Here is an 18,362-nt window from a genome sequence, read left to right as displayed (position 1 = left end):
GAGGTTCTCCACGGTTTCGAGCAGACCGTTCCCGGCTTGCGTGCCGGAATCGGCGCGACGCCTCGTCTGCAGGCGTAGGTGTAACATGGCCGCTGGCGAGCGACTATTCATCACAATGTTGATGGGCCATGAAGCAGAACTTCACAGTCAGGCAAGGCGCACTCGATGGTGTGGAGGCGTTCCTCAGCGTTGCCCAGCATCGCAGTTTTCGCCGCGCTGCCGCCGAACTCGGCGTCACGCCGTCGGCCGTCAGCCAGGCCGTGCGTACGCTTGAAGAACGCGTTGGCGCAGCACTCTTCATCCGCACCACGCGTAGCGTCGGCCTGACGGAAGCCGGCGAACGGTTTCTGTCGCGTGCCAAGCCAGCGTTCGAAGAGCTCGTCGCCGCCAGCGAGGTAGCCCGCGATCTCGGCCAGCGGCCCGTCGGACTGTTGCGCCTGTCGGTGCCGCGCGCGGTGGTGCCGATCCTGCTGGAACCGCTGATTGCATCCTTCTGCCGGGCGTATCCCGAGATCGAAGTCGAGATTGCCGCGAACGAGGCGCTGGTCGATCTCGCTGCGGAAGGGTTCGACGCCGGCATCCGCCTGGGCCAGTTCGTCGACGCCGACATGGTCGCGGTGCCGTTGACGCCCCCGTTCCGTCTCGTCATCGTCGGCAGTCCGGCCTACTTTGCAGGCCGCGGTCTTCCGGAACGGGTGGACGATCTGCGCGAACATGCGTGCTTGCGATGGCGGAGATCCAATGGCGCGCTCGCGCCGTGGTCATTCAACGACAACGACCGCGAGATCGAGGTCGCCGTATCGGGCCCGCTCATCGCGCATGATTTTCCGACCCTGCTGGGTGGCGCAGTCGAAGGTCTGGGCCTTGCGCAGCTACCTGAGCCGATGGTCTCGGAAGCGCTGAAAGCGGGAACCCTGGTGCACGTGCTGGAGCCGTTCGCGCCGGTGAGGCCGGGCGTGTTTCTCTACTATCCGGGCCGCCGGCAGATCATGCCGAAGCTGCGCGCGTTCATCGATCACGTGAAGAACCATCCGCCAGGTCCTGGCAAAGTTCCGGTGCGTCATGCACCGGGGCATGCTGGACCGAGGAAAGGCGGATGATGTTTTCTTTCGTGTGGCTGATTAGCGAATCAGATGCCGCCAACGGGTTTACGTACGCGTAATCGACGCGCCGCCATCGACCAGCGAGGCGGTGCCGGTAACGAAGGACGAATCGTCCGATGCGAGATAAAGCACTGAACGCGCCAGTTCTTCCGGCTTTGCCACGCGCTTGAGCGCGTGCAGCCCGGTCACGAACGCCTGCGATTCGTGGGTGTCGTTCATGCCGCGATACATCTCGGTGTCCACGGCGCCCGGCAACACTGCGTTGACCCGCACGCCTTGCGCGCCGTACTCGGCAGCGAGTGCCTGCGTCAAGCCGATCAGCCCGGCCTTGCTCGCCGCGTAGGCCGCCGTGCCGGGAAACGCGAACGAGTAACCGACGAACGTCGACGTGAAGATGATCGAGCCACCGCCCTGCTTCAGCATTTCGGGAATCTGGTGCTTCGCGCCCAGGAAGGCACTGGTCAGATTGGTCGCCAGTGCAGCGTTCCAGCCTGTTTCGGAAATACCGGTGGTTGGGCCCATCTCGCCCAGCGTACCGGCGTTGTTATAGGCAATGTCCAAACGGCCGAAGCGGCTCACTGCGAGCGCGACCAGCGCCTTCGCGAAGTCCTCCGATTGCACGTCGCCCGCCAGATACGCTGCTTCGCCGCCTTCGCTGGCGATCTCCGCCGCGAGCGTTTCAAGTTCCGCCGCGCGCCGCGCCGCAATGACTACCTTGGCGCCTTCCTTCGCGAACAGCTTTGCAGTGGCTCGGCCGATGCCTGCGCTGGCACCCGTCACGATGGCGACTTTTCCTGTCAAACGTTGCACTTTCAATCTCCTGATCCGTTGCGTCGGCCAGTGCCCAATGCGTTGGTCCGTGCGACCAATATAAGCTTCAGCCTTGATTGCAGAAATACCTAAAAAATGGTTCTATCATTAAATTTTTGTAAATGATCGAAGATAGGCATGGATCGGCTGCGCGCCTTTGAGGTTTTCGTAACGGTGGTGAGCCGTGGTGGTTTTGCGCGCGCTGCGGATGCGCTCGGCACGTCGCCTGCCAACGTCACCCGCTATGTGCATGAACTGGAAGCGCACCTCGGCACGCGCCTCCTGAATCGCACGTCACGCAGGCTGTCTCTTACCGAGGGTGGCGAGACGCTTTACGCCCGCTGCAAATCCATCCTCGACGAGGTTGCGGAGACAGAGGGGCTTGTGTCATCCGCGTCGGTCGAACCACGTGGAAGGCTGCGCATCAATGTACCCGTGAGCTTCGGCATTCTGTATCTGGCACCGCTATGGCCCGAGTTCATGCAGAAATATCCGGGAATCGAACTCGACATCGGGCTGATCGACCGCGTCGTCGATATCGTCGATGAGGGCTACGATCTCGCCATTCGCATCTCACGCGCCGGCTCGACTAACCACGCGGCCCGCAAGCTGGCGACATCGCAAAACATCTTGTGTGCGTCGCCGGACTATCTGGCTCGCTTCGGACATCCGACCGCGCCGACGGACCTGATCGAGCATCGCTGCATCGGCTACAGTTATGCGGCCACCGGCGACGAATGGGAACTGATCGATGGTAACGGAAAGACCCATCCTGTGAGGGTCGACTGCCACATGCATACCAATAACGGCGATACGGCGCGCTCAGCAGCGCTCGCCGGGCACGGGGTAATCTGGCAACCCACGTTCCTGATCAGCAACGATCTCCGTGCAGGCAAACTCGTTCACGTGTTGCCTGAGTATCGTCTACCCGAGATCGACATACTTGCTATCTACCCGAGCCGCCGACACTTGAGCGCGAGAGTGCGTGTCATGATCGATTTCCTGGTCGATGCGTTCCGTGGAGTGCCTCCGTGGGACCGGGATGACGGAAATCGCGCAGGTGCCACGTAGGCAATGAGTTGAAGGCGCATCCCAAACATGGGTCAGCCATGTTCGGGCATTCAGGTTCGGGGAGCGCGTGATCGTTCTGCGCTCTGGCGCGCAGACATCCGGATCGCCGCCCCGGCCAGCCTTTGACCACGGTCGGTGACTGTCTGGAAATTCCAGCATCTCCAGACACGGAATTCGCGTGAAAGTCCGTCACCTCGGCGCAGGCGACATTTGAATGTCGATGCGATGGAACCCGCCGACATCCGCGACTGGCCGAACCCGGAGCGATGGTGAAGGTCGCGCCGCATTGTTGGAGTCAATGGACGTCGACGGCAGGTGCCGACCCGTTTGAGTCACTCAGTTAGTATTGGGGCCGGTCCGCTGTCTCGCCGATATGAGACATTGCCTCGCGTCCGTCACATGCTACACGTCACTCTCGTCATCTTCCTTTGTCGACGAATAACTGCGTTGAATCAAATCTGAAAAATCAGCCGATATTTCATTCAAATCATCAATCGTGCGAGGCCGATCGTAGATCTCATATTTCTCCATAGTGGTTTCATCTAAAGCACTTCGCATTTTAATCATTTCATTCATGATCGGTTTTTTTAGATCAATTTGGTATTTTTCGACCGTCATCTCATTTAATTCGCGCACCAATCCATCATCAAGCAATCCTTCGTCGCTCGCCCTTGAAATGACCGCCCTTGCCGAATAAAACATGTTCGTCAATTTTTCAAGCAGAGCCTTTGCACGTTCGCCGGATTTTTCAAATTCAACACTGTAGTAGTAGTTTCGACCCTTTCTCCGTTTTAATCGAATTCGCTCAGCAACTTGACGAGTGGCCGCGATCGTACTCTCTTCAACGTCAACGTGAAGTTGCGTACTTGCGTTTTCAAGGAATCCACTGAATGTGTACATCCAGAATAGCTCGGCACCTGAGCGGGTTATCTCTTCGCGCAGTTCCCGCCTTGGGCCTTGGCGACGGCCACTGTCGATGCGCCACCAATCTTCTTTATTATCATCAGTTATAAAGATAACCTTTTTAAATTCTGAATCTTTTTGCGACACAACGTCAAGCAGCTGCCGCCACAGAATCAGATCGCCGTACTTCCTATCGTAGGTAACTCCGTCAATTGTGCGCCGCGGTTCTTCATCACGTTCCTTCGTTCGGTCAGCGAAGCCAGGCGGTATCTTGTCCCTAAATCGTGCATCCCCGTCAGCGGTCAGACGCGCTAGGTCATCCGAATTCATCGGAGCGTCGCCTAGCGCATCGACAAACAAGTCGTCAATCGAATCAAAGACAGATTCATCGGACCCGATGAAATCCTTGAGATCCTTGAGCTTGAGATTGATCGCCGATGAATCAGCATCGAGGTCCTGTAATAGTTTATCCACCTCGACCTGCGAGCCTCGCTCAAAGCTGCGGGCTTGCCGCAGGTGCTCCTTGAGCGGACCTAAGAGTACATCTAGCTTCGACTGCCATTCATTAACGTCTTTCAAGGTACCGGCGACGCGCCGCGCTCGGTTCGCCTGATATTCAAGCGCGGCTTGGTGCGGAAGCCACATCCTGCCTTTTAGTTTTTTCAACGTCCCGAGCGCATCTTGCTGAGGCTCTTTAGCGAGGGCGGTCAACGTCAGCAAAGCGCTTGCGTCGAAAACGAATATACCGTTCTTCCAAAGAGACGCACGCTCCTCATTGGACAGCGGATAAAAAGATTTAAATCTGTCTCGCACGTGGAAGATCCCAAAGCGTAAAAAGCCGAATATAGACCCTAGACCGCCGGTAGGCAATGATCGTCATTCAATTGCCAGCATCGCGCCGTCCGATTAGTCGACATCAAATGGGTCGAATGACCAAATCGAGACGGGTTTCGGCCATGTTTCACCGTCGAGCGATCGTCGCTTCTTGGCCGAATCCACCCGGCAACAGCCCTCGCCCCCACCCAATCCCACCCGATTCACCCACCCGCCCCAGCCTGCGGCAACCACCGCCCTAGCGACCTCCCCGATCGTCCACGCGCGCATCGCGACGCATCGCCTGCGGCGGCACGCCGAACCCGCGCACGAACGCCTCGCGCATGTGCCGGCGATCGCGAAACCCGTTCTCCTTCGCGATCACGTCGAGCGGATGGCGGCTCTGTTCGATCATCAACCGCGCGGACTCGAGCCGCAGCCGCTCGATCGCCTTCGCCGGCGACTGCCCCGTTTCGAGCGTGAACACGCGACTGAACTGCCGCGGGCTCAGGTGAACGGCATCGGCCAGCTCCTCGACGGTCAGCGCACGACCGAGGTTCTGCCGCGCGTAGTTCAGCGCGTTCTGGATCCGGTCGGATTTCGGCGCGAGCTCCAGCATTTCCGAATGCTGCGACTGGCCGCCGGCCCGGCGCTGGTGCATCACCAGCTTGTGCGCGACCGAACGCGCGGCATCCGCGCCGAGATCCTTCTCCACCATCGCGAGCGCGAGGTCGAGGCCGGCCGTCATCCCGGCCGACGTCCAGATCGGCCCGTCGACGATGTAGATCCGGTCTTCCTCGACGCGAATCTCCGGGTAGTGCCGCTGCATGTCGCGGCCGAACGCCCAGTGCGTCGTTGCACGGCGCTGCTCGAGCAGCCCGGCCTCTGCCAGCACGAATGCGCCCGTGCAGATGCCGGCGACTCGCCGCGCCCGCACGTTCGCGCGGCGCAGGAACGCGACCACGCCGGCCGGCGCCGGCGAAGCGAGCGGATCGTTGACGCCCGCGACGATCCACGTATCGACGTCGATCCGCCCGCGCAGCGCGCGCGTGGCGACCGACAGCCCGAGCGACGAGCGCACTTCGCCACCGTCGACTGAATAGTTGTCCATCACGTAGAACGGCTCGCCCGCGCCCATGTTCGCGTACTCGAACACCGACTGCGCGGCGAGCGCCATGATCTGGAAGCCGTCGCTGATCAGAAAGCCGATTCGATGCATGCGTGTTCTCCGGTCCCGGGCATGTCCGTCGTCCCGATGTCCTGAATCATACCCATCTACGTCATTTGTGTCGCAGCGATTCGAAGCCAGAATGCATTCACGCCATTCGGCCAACTTCATCGACACGGAGCGACATCATGACTCACGCACATCGCGGTACCGCCCTCATTACCGGCGCCTCGTCGGGTATCGGCGCCATCTACGCCGACCGGCTCGCGCGCCGCGGCTACGACCTGATCCTGGTCGCGCGCAACCGCGACCGGCTGGCCGCCCTCGCCGAACGCATCACGAACGACACGCAGCGCAGCGTCGAGATCGTCGACGCCGACCTCAACGACCGCGCGGCGCTCGCCGCCGTCGAAGCGAAGCTGAAGCAGGACGCGAGCATCACGCTGCTCGTGAACAACGCGGGGGTCGGCACGCACACGCCGCTGCTCGACAGCGACGTCGACGCGATGACGCGGATGATCGACCTGAACGTGACCGCGCTCACGCGCCTCACCTACGCGGCCGTGCCCGGCTTCGTCGCACGTGGCCGCGGCGCGGTGATCAATATTGCGTCGATCGTCGCGATCTCGCCCGAGACGCTGAACGGCGTGTACGGCGGCAGCAAGGCGTTCGTGCTCGCGTTCAGCCAGTCGCTGCACCACGAGCTCGCCGGCACGGACGTGCAGGTGCAGGCCGTGCTGCCCGGCGCGACGGCCACCGATTTCTGGCAGACGGGCGGCTTGCCGCTCGAGCACCTGCCGAAGGAAATCGTGATGCCGGCGTCGGACCTGGTCGACGCGGCGCTGGTCGGCTTCGATCGTGACGAACTCGTGACGATTCCGTCGCTGCACGCGGCCGACGAATGGGATGCGTACGAGGCCGCGCGCCGCACGATGGCGCCGCACCTGTCGACCGATACGCCGGCACCGCGCTACGCACCGGCTCAGTGATCGCGCAGGACATCCTGCGGATCGAAGGCGGCCAGCCCGGAACACCGGAACGTGCTGCAGGACACGGTGACACGCGGAGATTCGGCCGGCGGTCATCCGGTGTTCGGCGGTACGTTTCCGGACGCGCGCCGGTCACTTCATTCGTCTGCGGGAAGGCGCCGGCGACGCACGACGTCCGGCCATCCACGCGCCGGGAAAGCGCCCCCTAATTCTTTCCCGGCACGCGTAAATGGATCGCGCTGAAATCCGATTCCAACCCGCTTGCCACGCAATTTGCGCAACAGTAAGCTCTACGATTGCAGTTTCCCGAGCAATATCATCCGGTCGGCATTCGTCCGATCACGAGCGCAATCGTCCGTTGCGGAATTCGACCATGCGGTTCCGTATGTTCATCACCGAGACCGGCGACGCGCCGGCCGCCGGGCGCGGTTCGGCCGACCGTCAGCCGGCGCTTGCGCCGCCGCCCGAACTGGAGATCGTCTGCCGCGTCGCGCGTGCGCATTTCGGCACGGCCGGCGCCTTCGTTGCGCACGCCGAAGCCGGCACGCAATGCGTGCTGGCGGCCGACGGCGCGCTACCCGACCGGCTTCCCGCCGATTTCTTCCCGCCACACGTCGAACGCGATCCGTCTGCCGACGGGCGACTCGTACTGCCCGGCGCGGACGGCAGCCTGCAATCCGACGACGGCCCGCGTCACGCACCGCAAGTCGTCGCCGCCTGCGAACTGGTCGCACCCGACGGCGCCGCGCTCGGCATGCTGTGCATCGTCAACCCTGTCGCCGTGACGCTCGACGCCGCGCAAAGCGCGCTGCTGCGCGACTTCGCCGCGCTGGCCGAGCGCGCGCTCGCCTGCGCGATTGCGGAAGCCGCGTTGCGCGAACAGCTCGCCGTCGTCGCGGAACACAGCACGCTGACGACGCTCGCGCTGACCGAAAGCGGCACCGGCGTGTGGGACCGCAACGTGGAAACCGGCGAGATCCATTACTCGCCGGCCTGGAAGGCCATGCTCGGCTACGCGCCGCACGAACTGAGCAGCCGGATCGAGGATGCGTACCAACGGCTGCATCCGGACGATGTCGACGACGTGAAGGCCACGATGCTCGCGCACTTCGAGCGGCGGACCGACAACTACGAGGTCGAGCACCGCATCCGCTGCAAGGACGGCACGTACAAGTGGATCCGCAGCCGCGGCAAGGTAATCAGCCGCGACGGCATCGGCCGTGCGCTGCGCATGGTCGGCACGACCACCGACATCACGGCGCTGCGCGAACTCGCCACGCGGCTGCGCGACTCGGCCGCGCTCGTCACGGACCTCACCGACCAGGTTCCCGGGCTTGTGTTCCAGCTACGGCAGGCGGCCGACGGACGCCGCACCTTTACCTACGCGAGTGCGGGTGTCCGCGACATCTACGAACTGACGCCCGAGCAGATCGCCCGTAACGCGGAGGCTGTCGAGACACGGATCCATCCGGCCGACCTGATCGCGTATCGGCAGTCGCTGCATGAGTCTTCGGCGCGACTGACGCCGTGGCGCCTCGAATATCGCGTGCTGCTGCCCGGCCAGGGCCTGCGATGGCGCGAAGGCGATGCGCGCCCGCAACGCATGGCCGACGGCGGCACCGTGTGGCACGGCTTCATCACCGACGCGACCGACCGCAAACGCATCGAGGCCGAACTGCAGCGGATGGCGACGACCGACCACCTGACGCAACTGTCGAACCGCCACGCGTTTATGCGGCAGAGCGAAGCCGCGCTGCGCTGCGTGCGCGCGACCGGCCGGGCCGCCGCGGTGCTGATGCTCGATCTCGATCACTTCAAGGCGCTGAACGACCGCTGGGGCCACCCGCTCGGCGATCGCGCGCTCCGGCATTTCGCGCGGCTGCTGCTCGCGGAAACCGCGCCGGACAGCATCGTCGGCCGGGTCGGCGGCGAGGAATTCGCGATCGTGCTGCCGGGATCGGACCTCGATACGGCGATTGCGTTTGCACGGCGCCTGCAGCAGCGCGTGATGCAGGCACAGCTGATGCACGAGGATCAGCAGGTCGCGCTGACCGTCAGCATCGGCATCGACGCGATGCGCGAGTCGGATTTCGGCGCGTACCAGTCGCTGTCGCGCGCCGACAAGGCGCTCTATCTCGCGAAGGATCGCGGCCGCAACCGGATCGAGGTGTATCGGCCGTAGCCGCGGCGTGCGCTTCCGGCTGGAACAGGACAACGGCAACGCGCCGCTGCCCGCTCACGCAACCTCACGTTCAACGCAGCGCTTCCGCCCGCGCGAGCGCGTCGCCGCGCGGCACGCCCAGCAGCATCGCGACCGCGCACGCGGCCAGCAACGCCGCGATCATCAGCATCGCCGGGTCCATGCTGCCGGTTCGCGTACGGATCAGCCCGACGAGCCAGGGCGTGATCATCCCGCTCGACACGCCGATGCTGCTGATCAGCGCGATCCCGCCCGCCGCGCCGGCGCCCGAGAAATACGCGGACGGCACGGCCCAGAACACCGGATGCGCGGCGAAGATCAGCATCGCCGCGACCGACAGCAGCGCCATCATCGCGACGATGCTCGGCAGGTGCAGCGTCAGCAGCGCGAGCGCCACCGCGCCGCCGAACGCGCATGCGGCGAAATGCCGGCGCCGTTCGCGCTTGCGGTCCGAGCGCCGCGCGATCGCGATCAGCCCGGCCGCACCGACCGCGTTCGGCACGACCGACAGCAGGCTGATCTGCACGACGTCGTGGATGCCGAATTCGCGGATCATCAACGGCATCCAGAACAGCAGCATCAGCAGCGCGGTGGTCAGCGAGAAATAGATGAACGCGAACAGGTACGTACGCGGTTCGGCCAGCACCTGCCGCAGCGAATGCGGCGGGTGCGGCGTATGCGTGCCCGCGCCGGCGCGGTCGGCGGCCAGGTCGGCCGCGAGTTGCTGCCGGTCGGCGTCCGACAGCCAGCGTGCGTGCTCCGGACGATCGCACAGCCAGAACCACGCGATCACGCCGAGCAGGACCGCCGGCGCGCCCTCGATCGCGAACATCCATTGCCAGCCGTGCAGCCCGAGCACGCCCGACATCCCGCGCATGAGCCAGCCCGACAGCAGCCCGCCGATCATCCCGGCCACCGCGACGCCCGCGTAGAAGATCGACAGCACCGACGCGCGCCGCCGCGCCGGATACCAGTACGTCAGGTAGAACACCACGCCCGGGAAGAACCCGGCCTCGAACAGCCCGAGCAGGAAGCGCAGCACGTAGAAATGCTTCGCGCTGTCGACGGTAATCATCGCGACCGATACCGCGCCCCACAGGAACATGATCCGCGCGAACGTGCGGCGTGCGCCGAAGCGGCGCAGCAACGCGTTGCTCGGCACCTCGAACAGCACGTAGCCGACGAAGAACAGCACCGCGCCGAGGCTGTACATCGCATCGGTCAGGCCGAGATCCTGGCGCATCTGCAACTGCGCGAAGCCGATGTTGCTGCGATCGAGGATCGACACGATGTAGCAGATGAACAGGAACGGCACGATCCGCATGCCGATGCGGCGGTACAGCGCGTCGTCGTCCGTCGAACCGGCGCCGGACGCGACGGCATGCGCGCCGTCCGCTTGAAGTGGGGCTGACATCGATCGTCTCCTCGATGGATTCGAATGCGGGCCGGACACGAAGCGCCGGCCGCCGCCGCCCGCGGGCAGCGGCCGGCCGTGGTTCAGTCGCGCTGCGCGGCTTCGCCCTTCACGCCGAGCATCAGCGCGACGCCGCTGGCGACCAGCAGCGCGGCCAGCAGGTACACGGCGAGATCCATGCTGCCCGTGCGCGTGCGAATGATCCCGATCACCCACGGGCTGACGATGCCGCTCGTGATCCCGATGCTGCTGATCAGCGCGATCCCGGCCGCGGCCGCGTTGCCCGACAGGTAGCGGGTCGGCACGGCCCAGAAGATCGGCAGCGCGGCGAAGATCAGCGTCGCCGCGATCGACAGGCACGCGAGCATCGCCGCGAAGCTGTGCAGGTGCAGCGTCAGCGCCGCGAGCGCGAGCCCGCCGCCGATCGTGCAGCACGCGAAGTGCTTGCGACGCTCGCCGGTGCGGTCCGAGCGGCGCGCGATCAGGATCAGCCCGACCGCGCCGACCGCATTCGGCACGACCGTGTAGAGGCTCACGGCGACGACGTCGGTGACGCCGAAGTCGCGGATCATCAACGGCATCCAGAAATTGAGCGTCAGCGATGCGCAGGTCAGCGAGAAATAGATGAACGCGAACAGGTACACGCGCGGGTTCGCGAGCGCAGCGGCGAGGCTGCGCCCGTCGTGCGCGCTGCCGTGCCCGCGGCCGTCCGCGCACAATGCGGCGACGCGCGCCTTTTCATCGGCGGTGAGCCATGCGGCGTCCTGCGGCCGGTCGACGAGGAACGTGAACGCGGCGAACGCGAGCAGGATCGCCGGCGCGCCTTCGATCGCGAACATCCATTGCCAGCCGTGCAGCCCGAGCACGCCGCTCATGTCGCGCATGATCCAGCCCGACATCAGGCCGCCGAGCACGCCGGCCACCGCGACGCCCGCGAAGAACACCGAGATCGCCGCCGCGCGCCGGTTCGCGGGGAACCACCAGGTCAGGTACAGCACGATGCCGGGGAAGAAGCCGGCTTCGAACACGCCGAGCAGGAAGCGCAGCACGTAGAAATGCGACGGCTGCGACACGAACATCATCCCCGTCGACGCGATGCCCCACAGCAGCATGATCCGCGTGAACGTGCGGCGCGCGCCGAACCGCGCGAGCAGCAGGTTGCTCGGCACTTCGCAGAACACGTAGCCGACGTAGAACACCGCGGCGCCGAGGCCGTACATCGCATCGCTGAAGCCGAGATCGTGCTTCATCTGCAACTGCGCGAAGCCGATGTTGATGCGGTCGAGGAACGACACGACGTAGCAGAGGAACAGGAACGGGACGATCCGCCATGCAATCTTGCGGAACAGCAGCGCGTCGCCGGATTCGGACGTCGATGAGGATACCGAAGCGTTCGCGTGCGCGAGCGTCGCTTCGGCGGGAAGCGATTGGGGCATGTCTCTCTCCAAACGGGCTGCGCGAGTCGAGCGCGCAGCAGTCTCCGAGGGCGTGCATGCGCCCTGCTTTCTTGTGAGACCGGATACGGCGGCGGAAACCGCCGCCCTCAGGGAAACGGCGATGCGTTCACGCGAACGCCCCGCCGCCGGGTGCCGCTCAGTCCTGCAGCGCGGCCCACATGTCCTTGTCGCGCTGCGCCGTCCAGATACGCGGATGCGTGATGCCGCTCGCCTCGTCGAACGCACGCGACACGTCGAACGGCAGGCAGTGCTCGTAGATGAACACGTGGCCGAACTTCGGATCCATCGCTTCGCGCGTGAGCGCCATCGACGCCTTCAGGTCGAGATTGCGTTCGACGGCCTTGCGGCCCTGCGCGAGCAGCGTCGTGACGAAATCCTTCGTGTAGTCGAGGCCCTTGTCGACCTCGGCCGGATTCAGCAGCGCGGGGCCGCGGCCCGGCACGAGCTTCTCGGCGCCGAGCGCGCGCAGCGCCTCGAGCGTGGCCGGCCACTGTTCGAGCTGCGCGTCGCCGCAGTAGCACGCGGCGTCGTATTCGACGAGGTCGCCCGAGAACAGCACCTTCTGCGACGGCAGCCAGACGATCGTGTCGCCCTTCGTGTGGCCCGAGCCGACATGCATGATCTTCACTTCGAGCTTGCCGAGGAACAGCGTGATCTCGCGCTCGAACACGAGCGTCGGCCAGGTCAGGCCGGGCACCGTCTCCACGCCGGCGAACAGGCGCGGGAAGCGCTCGATCTCCGACTTCATGTCGGCCTCGCCGCGCTCGACGATCATTTCGTAGGTGCCGCGGCTCGCGATTACGTGCTGCGCGCCTTCGTCGAAATACGCGGATGCGCCGAGCACGCGCACCGCGTGGTAATGCGACAGCACCACGTGCTTGATCGGCTTGTCGGTCACGCTGCGGATCTTCGCGATCAGGTCCTGCGCCATCGCGGGCGTCGCAGTCGTGTCGACGATCAGCACGCTGTCGTCGCCGACGATCACGCCCGAGTTCGGGTCGCCTTCGGCGGTGTACGCGTACGCGTTCTCGGACAACTGCGTCCAGGTGACTTTCTTCTCTTCCAGATCGGCTTGGGAGGCGAATGCTTTGGCCATGTTGCGTTCCGTGGCTGCGAGCCATGTGTTGAGGGGAGTGAGCGGATCATCTTCCCGCGCCGATTATTTGTCAATGACAAAGTCGCTTGCTATTGTCTAATACGGGTAAACCTGCGGGCTGGCGCGATAAATGGCGTCGGATACCATGCGGGGTTTCGTCAACGGAAGATTCATCGCGTGCAGAACCACGAAGTCAGCGCAGACGACGCGCCGCCCAAGGCGCAGCGCGGGATCCAGAGTGTCGAGGTCGGCGGCCGGCTGCTCGACGCGCTCGCGCGCCGTCGCAAGCCGCTCGGCCTGTCGGAGCTGGCCGCGGCAGCCGACCTGTCGACCGCGCAGGCGCACACCTATCTCGTCAGCCTGACGCGGCTCGCGCTCGTGAAGCGCGACGCGATCACCGGCAACTACGAGCCGGGCCCGTTGTCGTTGCGGCTGGGGCTGATGTCGATCGAGCGCCAGCCGGCCTACCGCGCGGCGCTGCCGCACGCGATGCGGCTCGCGGAAGCTGTGGGCTTCAGCGTCGCGCTGTCGGTGCCGGGCGCGCTCGGCCCGACGATCGTGCGCATCGAGCACGGCGGCTATCCGCTGCACGTGAACCTGCACGTCGGTTCGGTGATGTCGCTCGACACGACGGCGACGGGCCGCGTGTTCCGCGCATTCGGCGATCCCGCGCAACTCGACGCGATGGCGGCCAGCCAGGCCGGCGCAGGCGACACGCTCGCGGGCGCCGAAGGCACGCAATCCGCACCGGACGCCGCAGCGCAATTGGCCGAACTCGACGCGATCCGCGCGCGCGGCATCGAGCGCAGTGTCGACCGGCCGAGCCCCGGCGTCAGCGCGATGTGCGTGCCGGTATGCGACGCGCACGGGCGCCTGCAGCTCGCGTTGACGGTGATCGGTTCGAGCGGGTCGATCGATGTCGGCTGGGACGGCCCGATCGCGACGGCCTTGCGCGATGCGGCTCGGCAGGCAACCGCATCGCTCGGCGCCGAACGTGCGGAACCGCTGCCCGCCCCCTCGGCGGGCGCACCGCACGTGCCGCCCGCGCTGGCCGACGACGCGAAGGCGCAGCGCGGGATCAATGCGCTCGACAGCACCGGCGAGCTGCTGCTCGCGCTGGTGTCGGCGGGCCGCGCGCTGCCGCTGCGCGATCTAGCGGCGGCGGCCGGCATGCCAGCGGCAAAGGCGTTCCCGCATCTCGTCAGCCTGCAGAAGATCGGCCTGCTGAGCCGCGACGACGCCGGCTATTTCGACGGCGGCCCGCTCGGTCAGGCGCTCGGCCTGATCGCGATGCAGCGCGTGTCGCCGACGCGCGACGCGGAAGCCGAGATCGTCGCGCTGGCCGCCGCGACCGACATGAGCGTGGCCGCCGCGACGCTCGGCCCGCTCGGGCCGACCGTGATCCGCCTCGAGGAATCGGCGCGGCCGCAGCATGTGAGCCTGCAGGTCGGCACCGTGATGTCGCTCGTCAATACGGCAATCGGCCGGATCTTCGCGGCCGGCATGTCCGACGACGTGCTGGCCGACCTGCTCGCCAACGAGCCCGTGCGCCTCGCCGGCAGCGGCCCCGCGCAGGCCGACGATGCATTCCGCGCACGGCTCGCGACGATCCGCGCGGACGCGCTCGATTTCGCGTTCGACGCGCCGGTGCCGGGCATCGGGACGGTCGCCGCGCCCGTGTTCGATCACACCGGCAGCATCCGGCTCGTGATCGCGATCATCGGCTCGTCGCGCGGCTTCCCGCGCGGGCCGGACAGCGACCTCGCGCAGACGCTGCTCGCCGCGACGCGACGGCTGTCGTGGCGGTTCGGGTGGATCGGCCGCTAATCGCCGCAGCGCCGCCTTCCTCTCCGTCGCTCGATGCCCGCTGTCTTTCTCGTTGCAAGGCCGTGCGTGCCACGGCCTCGTCGCGCCTGTCCGCGACCTGGCGGACCGCCCAAATTCATGTTGCGTAGCAGCAACACAAATTGTCAGTAATTCTCATATAACGAAATCGCATTTCACAAGGCGGTGGCGTTTCGCTATGATTAGGGTTATCCCTAACTCGCCACCTATATGGGGCTTCGTCATGCAAACGTCTAATGTCTCCGATCGTTCCACCCAATCCGCTGGCTGGCTCGCACGTGTTGGCGAGCTGCTTGCAGAAGCCTGGCAACTCCACCTCGATAACTGCGAAGTCATCGCCGAAGCACACGCGCGCCTCCCGCGCTGAACGGAACGACCGGGGCAGCACAGGTTTGAAATGAATGACGGTCCGTCGAGCGGACCGTCATTTGCAATCGGGCATGCTTTCCGCCGCGGCCCGCGCCGGTCTCCCGGCCAGGGTCCTGCGACGGGCGGGCGTCAGCCCTTCACCGCATGCTTCGCGGTCGCCGGCGGCGCGTCGTCATCGTCGTCGTGCCGCCGCGTCGCCTGCTGCGTGTCGCCCGGCCGCACCGGGTACGCCTTCGCCCCCATCAGCCCCTTCCACAGCACCTTGTTGTACGCGACCGCATCGAGCCGGTCCTCGACCGAGAAGTCCATCCCGCGCGTGACCGCTGCCCAGTAGCGCATCCCGTGCGTCGGCTTGAGCGCCGCCGTCTTGATGTCGCCCGCCGGGATCGGCAACTGCGTGTTCGCGAGCAGGCCCGACGCGACCGCCTTGTACGTCCACTTCGACTGACTCAGGTCGAACACATCGGTCATCGGCCCTTGCGTCGCGTCGAACAGCCCGAGGTGATCGAGATTCAGCACCTCCGTGATCGTGCGGATCATGTTGACCGTCGTGTAATGCGTGCTGACGACCGCGTTCTGCTTCACGTACGGCCCGATCACGAATGCGGTGCTGCGATGTGCGTCGACGTGGTCCGGCCCGTCTTGCGCATCATCCTCGACGATGAAGATCAGCGTGTCCGCCGCATACGGGCTGTTCGCCAGCGCCTGCGCGACGCGGCCGACCGCATAGTCGTTGTCGGCCATGTCGAGCTCCGGCGTGTTGACGCCGTCCAGTGACGACGCAAAGCTGCCGGTATGGTCATGCGGCAGCCGCAGCAGCGTCAGCGCGGGCATCTGGCCATTGGCGACGAACTGGTTGAATTCGCGCTCCCACTCCAGCTCGCGGTACAGGTCCGGATACGCGTTGTCGTAACCGCGGAAGTACGGATCGGTGCGATCGACGAGCGCAGGCGTCACGCTGTACCCCTGCACCTTGTTGTCGGCGAACGGCGCGCGATCCATCGGAATCGCGTTCGGGCCGCCGTTGCGCGAGATATCCATGAAGAAGCCGTAGTTGCGCACCGTCAGCCCCGCGCGCAGCGCGGCGTTCCAGATATAGCCCTGCTGCACGGCGTCGGACGGGCCGTCCGGCGCCGACACGTCGGCCGTGCCGGGCAGCAGGTCGGGGTCGGCCGGCGTGAGCGGGTTCGCCGTCGTGCGTTGCGCGCCGGTCAGGCCCACGTCGACGTTTCGGTTCTGGCCTTCCCAGTCGTAAGAGCCGCCGCGCGAGCCGCTGCGCACCGGGCTGCTGGCATAGTTGACGGGCAGCATCTTCGCGCCGGCGTCGGATTCGCGCGCGCCGGTCGACCACGGCCAGCCGTTGCCGCTCACGTCGCCGGAATCGTGGAAGTTGTCGAGCGTGACGAACGTCTTCGCGAGCGCGTGCATGCTCGGCGTCGTCGCGTCCGGGAACTCGGCCAGCGACGGATCGCCGTTCCCGCGGCCCAGATCGCCGAGGATCTGGTCATACGTGCGGTTCTCCTTGACGATATAGATCACGTGCTTGATCTTCTGCCGCAGCGCGTTCATCGTCGCGACGTCGGCCGTGGAGAGCGCGGCATTGAAACTGTTGTTGTCGGCAACCTGCTTCGTCAGCAGGCCGAGCGTCGCGCTGTCCGGCGCGGGCATCCACATGAAGCCGCCCTTGCTCAACTGCTCGATGTACTGGTTCTCCACCAGGTGCACGGGCGAGTTCTTGACCGGGCACGGCACGGTCCGGCCGCTGTCCTTGCAGTTGCCCGGATTCGGCCCCGGCATGTTCTTCGTGTAGACCATGTAGAGCGCGTTGTTCGCGCCGACCGCGACATCGGACGGATACCATCCGGTCGGAATCAGTCCGGTCACTTTCGCCGTATCGCCCGACAGCGATACGACCGCAACGTCGTTGGTGCCGCGATTGGTCACGTACAGTGCGGTTTCGTCCGGCGACAGCGCGAGCCCGTTCGGCGACGCGCCGCGATACTGCATTTCGGTGACGAGCCCCGCGGGCGCAACCGTCGACACGCTCGACACCACCTTGTTCGATGTCGTATCGATCACCGACACGATGTCGGCGTTGTCGGACGCGACGTAGAGGCGCGTCTGCGCCCGGTTCAGGACCATCTTGTTCGGATTGCCCTTGACCGGGATGCGCGTGACGACCTGCGGTGCATTGGTCGAGATGTCGACGACGACAATCTCCCGATCGCGTTCGCTCGACACGTACGCGGTCTTGTTGCCGACGATGCGAACCGCGTTCGGATATTCTCCGCCCGGCGTGCCCGCTGCGCCGCCGCTCTTGCCCGGCCGGAGATCGCGTTCGGCAAGCACGGCACCGCCTGCGACATCGACCAGCGTGACGGAGTCGTGATAGCGGTTTGCAACGACCGCGCGCTTGCCGTCCGCCGTCACGTCGACGCCGGTCGCGAGCGGCGAGCTGCCGAGGCCGTTGCCGCCCTTGTGATTCAGCGCGATCGGCGCGCCGGCTTCGCCCCACACGCCCTGCGACAGCGCAAACACGTGCAGGTTGTCGTCGCCGCCGCCGGTCACGTAGAAATGCTGGCCGTCGGGCGCGAATGCGATGCCGACGTAGGTATCCGCCACCGGCAGCACCTGCTTCTTCACCGGCGTGCCGCCCGACACGTCGAACACGAACACGTATTCGCTCGAATCCGCACTGATCAGCTTGCCGCCCGCATCGAGCCTGTTGTTGTAGCCGCTCGTCAGCACCAGCAGCGTCTTGCGGTCCGGACTGAGCGCCTCCGACACCGGCTGGCCGGCGATCAGGTCCGGCACGTCCTGCAGCCCCGGATTCAGCGCGACGAGCGTCGTGCCGGGCGCAGCCGCCGGCGTGATGCGCTGTCCGGTCGACAGCAGCGTCGACGTGGTGTCGCCGAGCGTCGCGGTCGTGTTCACGGAATCGCTGTTGCACGCGGTCAATGTCGCGGCAACCGCTCCGGCTAGGACGAGAATCTTGTACACGGATGCTCCTGTTCGTCGAATGAGAACGTTTTCACTGCCCCGTCGAGACGGGCGGTAATAGTTCGTAACGAACGGCAGGGTAGTGACCGTAGGTGAACCACTGGTGACGGCAACCTTGCCAAAG

General features: G+C 65.4%; 12 protein-coding genes. 5 read left to right on the top strand and 7 right to left on the bottom strand.

Features of this window, described 5'->3' with window-relative positions:
• The first annotated feature begins 128 nt into the window (after positions 1-128).
• Positions 129-1,100 (top strand): LysR family transcriptional regulator, encoded by a 972-nt coding sequence (locus LXM88_RS22665; protein WP_262544534.1) that lies wholly within the window; start codon positions 129-131, stop codon positions 1,098-1,100.
• A 48-nt stretch (positions 1,101-1,148) separates the two neighbouring features.
• On the opposite strand, the gene LXM88_RS22660 is transcribed toward LXM88_RS22665, so the two are convergent.
• Positions 1,149-1,913, bottom strand: a complete 765-nt coding sequence (locus LXM88_RS22660; protein WP_262544533.1) for an SDR family oxidoreductase — start codon at positions 1,911-1,913, stop codon at positions 1,149-1,151.
• Between the two features lie 138 nt (positions 1,914-2,051).
• Between LXM88_RS22660 and LXM88_RS22655 the strand changes: the two genes are divergently transcribed.
• Positions 2,052-2,984 carry a LysR family transcriptional regulator gene (locus tag LXM88_RS22655; protein ID WP_262544531.1) on the top strand — a complete coding sequence of 311 codons (933 nt, stop codon included), beginning with the start codon at positions 2,052-2,054 and terminating at the stop codon, positions 2,982-2,984.
• A gap of 402 nt (positions 2,985-3,386) precedes the next feature.
• On the opposite strand, the gene LXM88_RS22650 is transcribed toward LXM88_RS22655, so the two are convergent.
• Entirely contained in the window at positions 3,387-4,700 is a 1,314-nt protein-coding gene (locus tag LXM88_RS22650) for a PIN-like domain-containing protein (RefSeq protein WP_262544529.1), read from the bottom strand.
• 259 nt (positions 4,701-4,959) lie between these two features.
• Positions 4,960-5,919 carry a GlxA family transcriptional regulator gene (locus LXM88_RS22645; RefSeq protein WP_262544527.1) on the bottom strand — a complete coding sequence of 320 codons (960 nt, stop codon included), beginning with the start codon at positions 5,917-5,919 and terminating at the stop codon, positions 4,960-4,962.
• 137 nt (positions 5,920-6,056) lie between these two features.
• On the opposite strand from LXM88_RS22645, the gene LXM88_RS22640 reads away from it, so the two are divergent.
• Positions 6,057-6,857, top strand: a complete 801-nt coding sequence (locus LXM88_RS22640; protein ID WP_262544525.1) for an SDR family NAD(P)-dependent oxidoreductase — start codon at positions 6,057-6,059, stop codon at positions 6,855-6,857.
• Between the two features lie 373 nt (positions 6,858-7,230).
• A complete protein-coding gene (locus tag LXM88_RS22635; RefSeq protein WP_262544523.1) occupies positions 7,231-9,039 on the top strand; it encodes a sensor domain-containing diguanylate cyclase in 1,809 nt (602 codons plus the stop codon).
• A 70-nt stretch (positions 9,040-9,109) separates the two neighbouring features.
• Here the strand turns inward: LXM88_RS22635 and LXM88_RS22630 are convergent, their stop codons facing one another.
• The 3 genes from LXM88_RS22630 to LXM88_RS22620 all read right to left on the bottom strand — a co-directional run bounded on the left by LXM88_RS22630 (position 9,110) and on the right by LXM88_RS22620 (position 13,024).
• The gene (locus LXM88_RS22630) at positions 9,110-10,471 is read right to left on the bottom strand and encodes an MFS transporter (RefSeq protein ID WP_262544521.1); all 1,362 of its coding nucleotides are present in this window, start codon (positions 10,469-10,471) and stop codon (positions 9,110-9,112) included.
• A gap of 83 nt (positions 10,472-10,554) precedes the next feature.
• Positions 10,555-11,907: an MFS transporter gene (locus tag LXM88_RS22625; RefSeq protein WP_262544520.1), complete on the bottom strand. Its 1,353-nt coding sequence runs from the start codon at positions 11,905-11,907 to the stop codon at positions 10,555-10,557.
• Between the two features lie 157 nt (positions 11,908-12,064).
• Complete coding sequence (locus tag LXM88_RS22620) at positions 12,065-13,024, bottom strand: MBL fold metallo-hydrolase (protein WP_262544518.1); 960 nt, start codon at positions 13,022-13,024, stop codon at positions 12,065-12,067.
• A 177-nt stretch (positions 13,025-13,201) separates the two neighbouring features.
• On the opposite strand from LXM88_RS22620, the gene LXM88_RS22615 reads away from it, so the two are divergent.
• A complete protein-coding gene (locus LXM88_RS22615; RefSeq protein WP_262544517.1) occupies positions 13,202-14,851 on the top strand; it encodes an IclR family transcriptional regulator in 1,650 nt (549 codons plus the stop codon).
• Between the two features lie 516 nt (positions 14,852-15,367).
• Here LXM88_RS22615 and LXM88_RS22610 read toward each other — a convergent pair.
• Positions 15,368-18,238, bottom strand: coding sequence for an alkaline phosphatase family protein (locus LXM88_RS22610; RefSeq protein ID WP_262544515.1), 2,871 nt, complete (start codon positions 18,236-18,238; stop codon positions 15,368-15,370).
• Positions 18,239-18,362: the final 124 nt, after the last annotated feature.

This window comes from Burkholderia sp. S-53 (assembly GCF_025560745.1).
Lineage (GTDB): Bacteria > Pseudomonadota > Gammaproteobacteria > Burkholderiales > Burkholderiaceae > Burkholderia > Burkholderia pyrrocinia.
This window is presented reverse-complemented; position numbering and strand designations above follow the sequence as displayed.

Excerpts from the sequence above, each read along its gene's own strand:
- LXM88_RS22620 (WP_262544518.1), bottom strand. The coding sequence starts at position 13,024 with ATGGCCAAAGCATTCGCCTCCCAAGCCGATCTGGAAGAGAAGAAAGTC.
- LXM88_RS22635 (WP_262544523.1), top strand. The coding sequence starts at position 7,231 with ATGCGGTTCCGTATGTTCATCACCGAGACCGGCGACGCGCCGGCCGCC.
- LXM88_RS22640 (WP_262544525.1), top strand. The coding sequence starts at position 6,057 with ATGACTCACGCACATCGCGGTACCGCCCTCATTACCGGCGCCTCGTCG.
- LXM88_RS22655 (WP_262544531.1), top strand. The coding sequence starts at position 2,052 with ATGGATCGGCTGCGCGCCTTTGAGGTTTTCGTAACGGTGGTGAGCCGT.
- LXM88_RS22630 (WP_262544521.1), bottom strand. The coding sequence starts at position 10,471 with ATGTCAGCCCCACTTCAAGCGGACGGCGCGCATGCCGTCGCGTCCGGC.
- LXM88_RS22625 (WP_262544520.1), bottom strand. The coding sequence starts at position 11,907 with ATGCCCCAATCGCTTCCCGCCGAAGCGACGCTCGCGCACGCGAACGCT.
- LXM88_RS22665 (WP_262544534.1), top strand. The coding sequence starts at position 129 with ATGAAGCAGAACTTCACAGTCAGGCAAGGCGCACTCGATGGTGTGGAG.
- LXM88_RS22645 (WP_262544527.1), bottom strand. The coding sequence starts at position 5,919 with ATGCATCGAATCGGCTTTCTGATCAGCGACGGCTTCCAGATCATGGCG.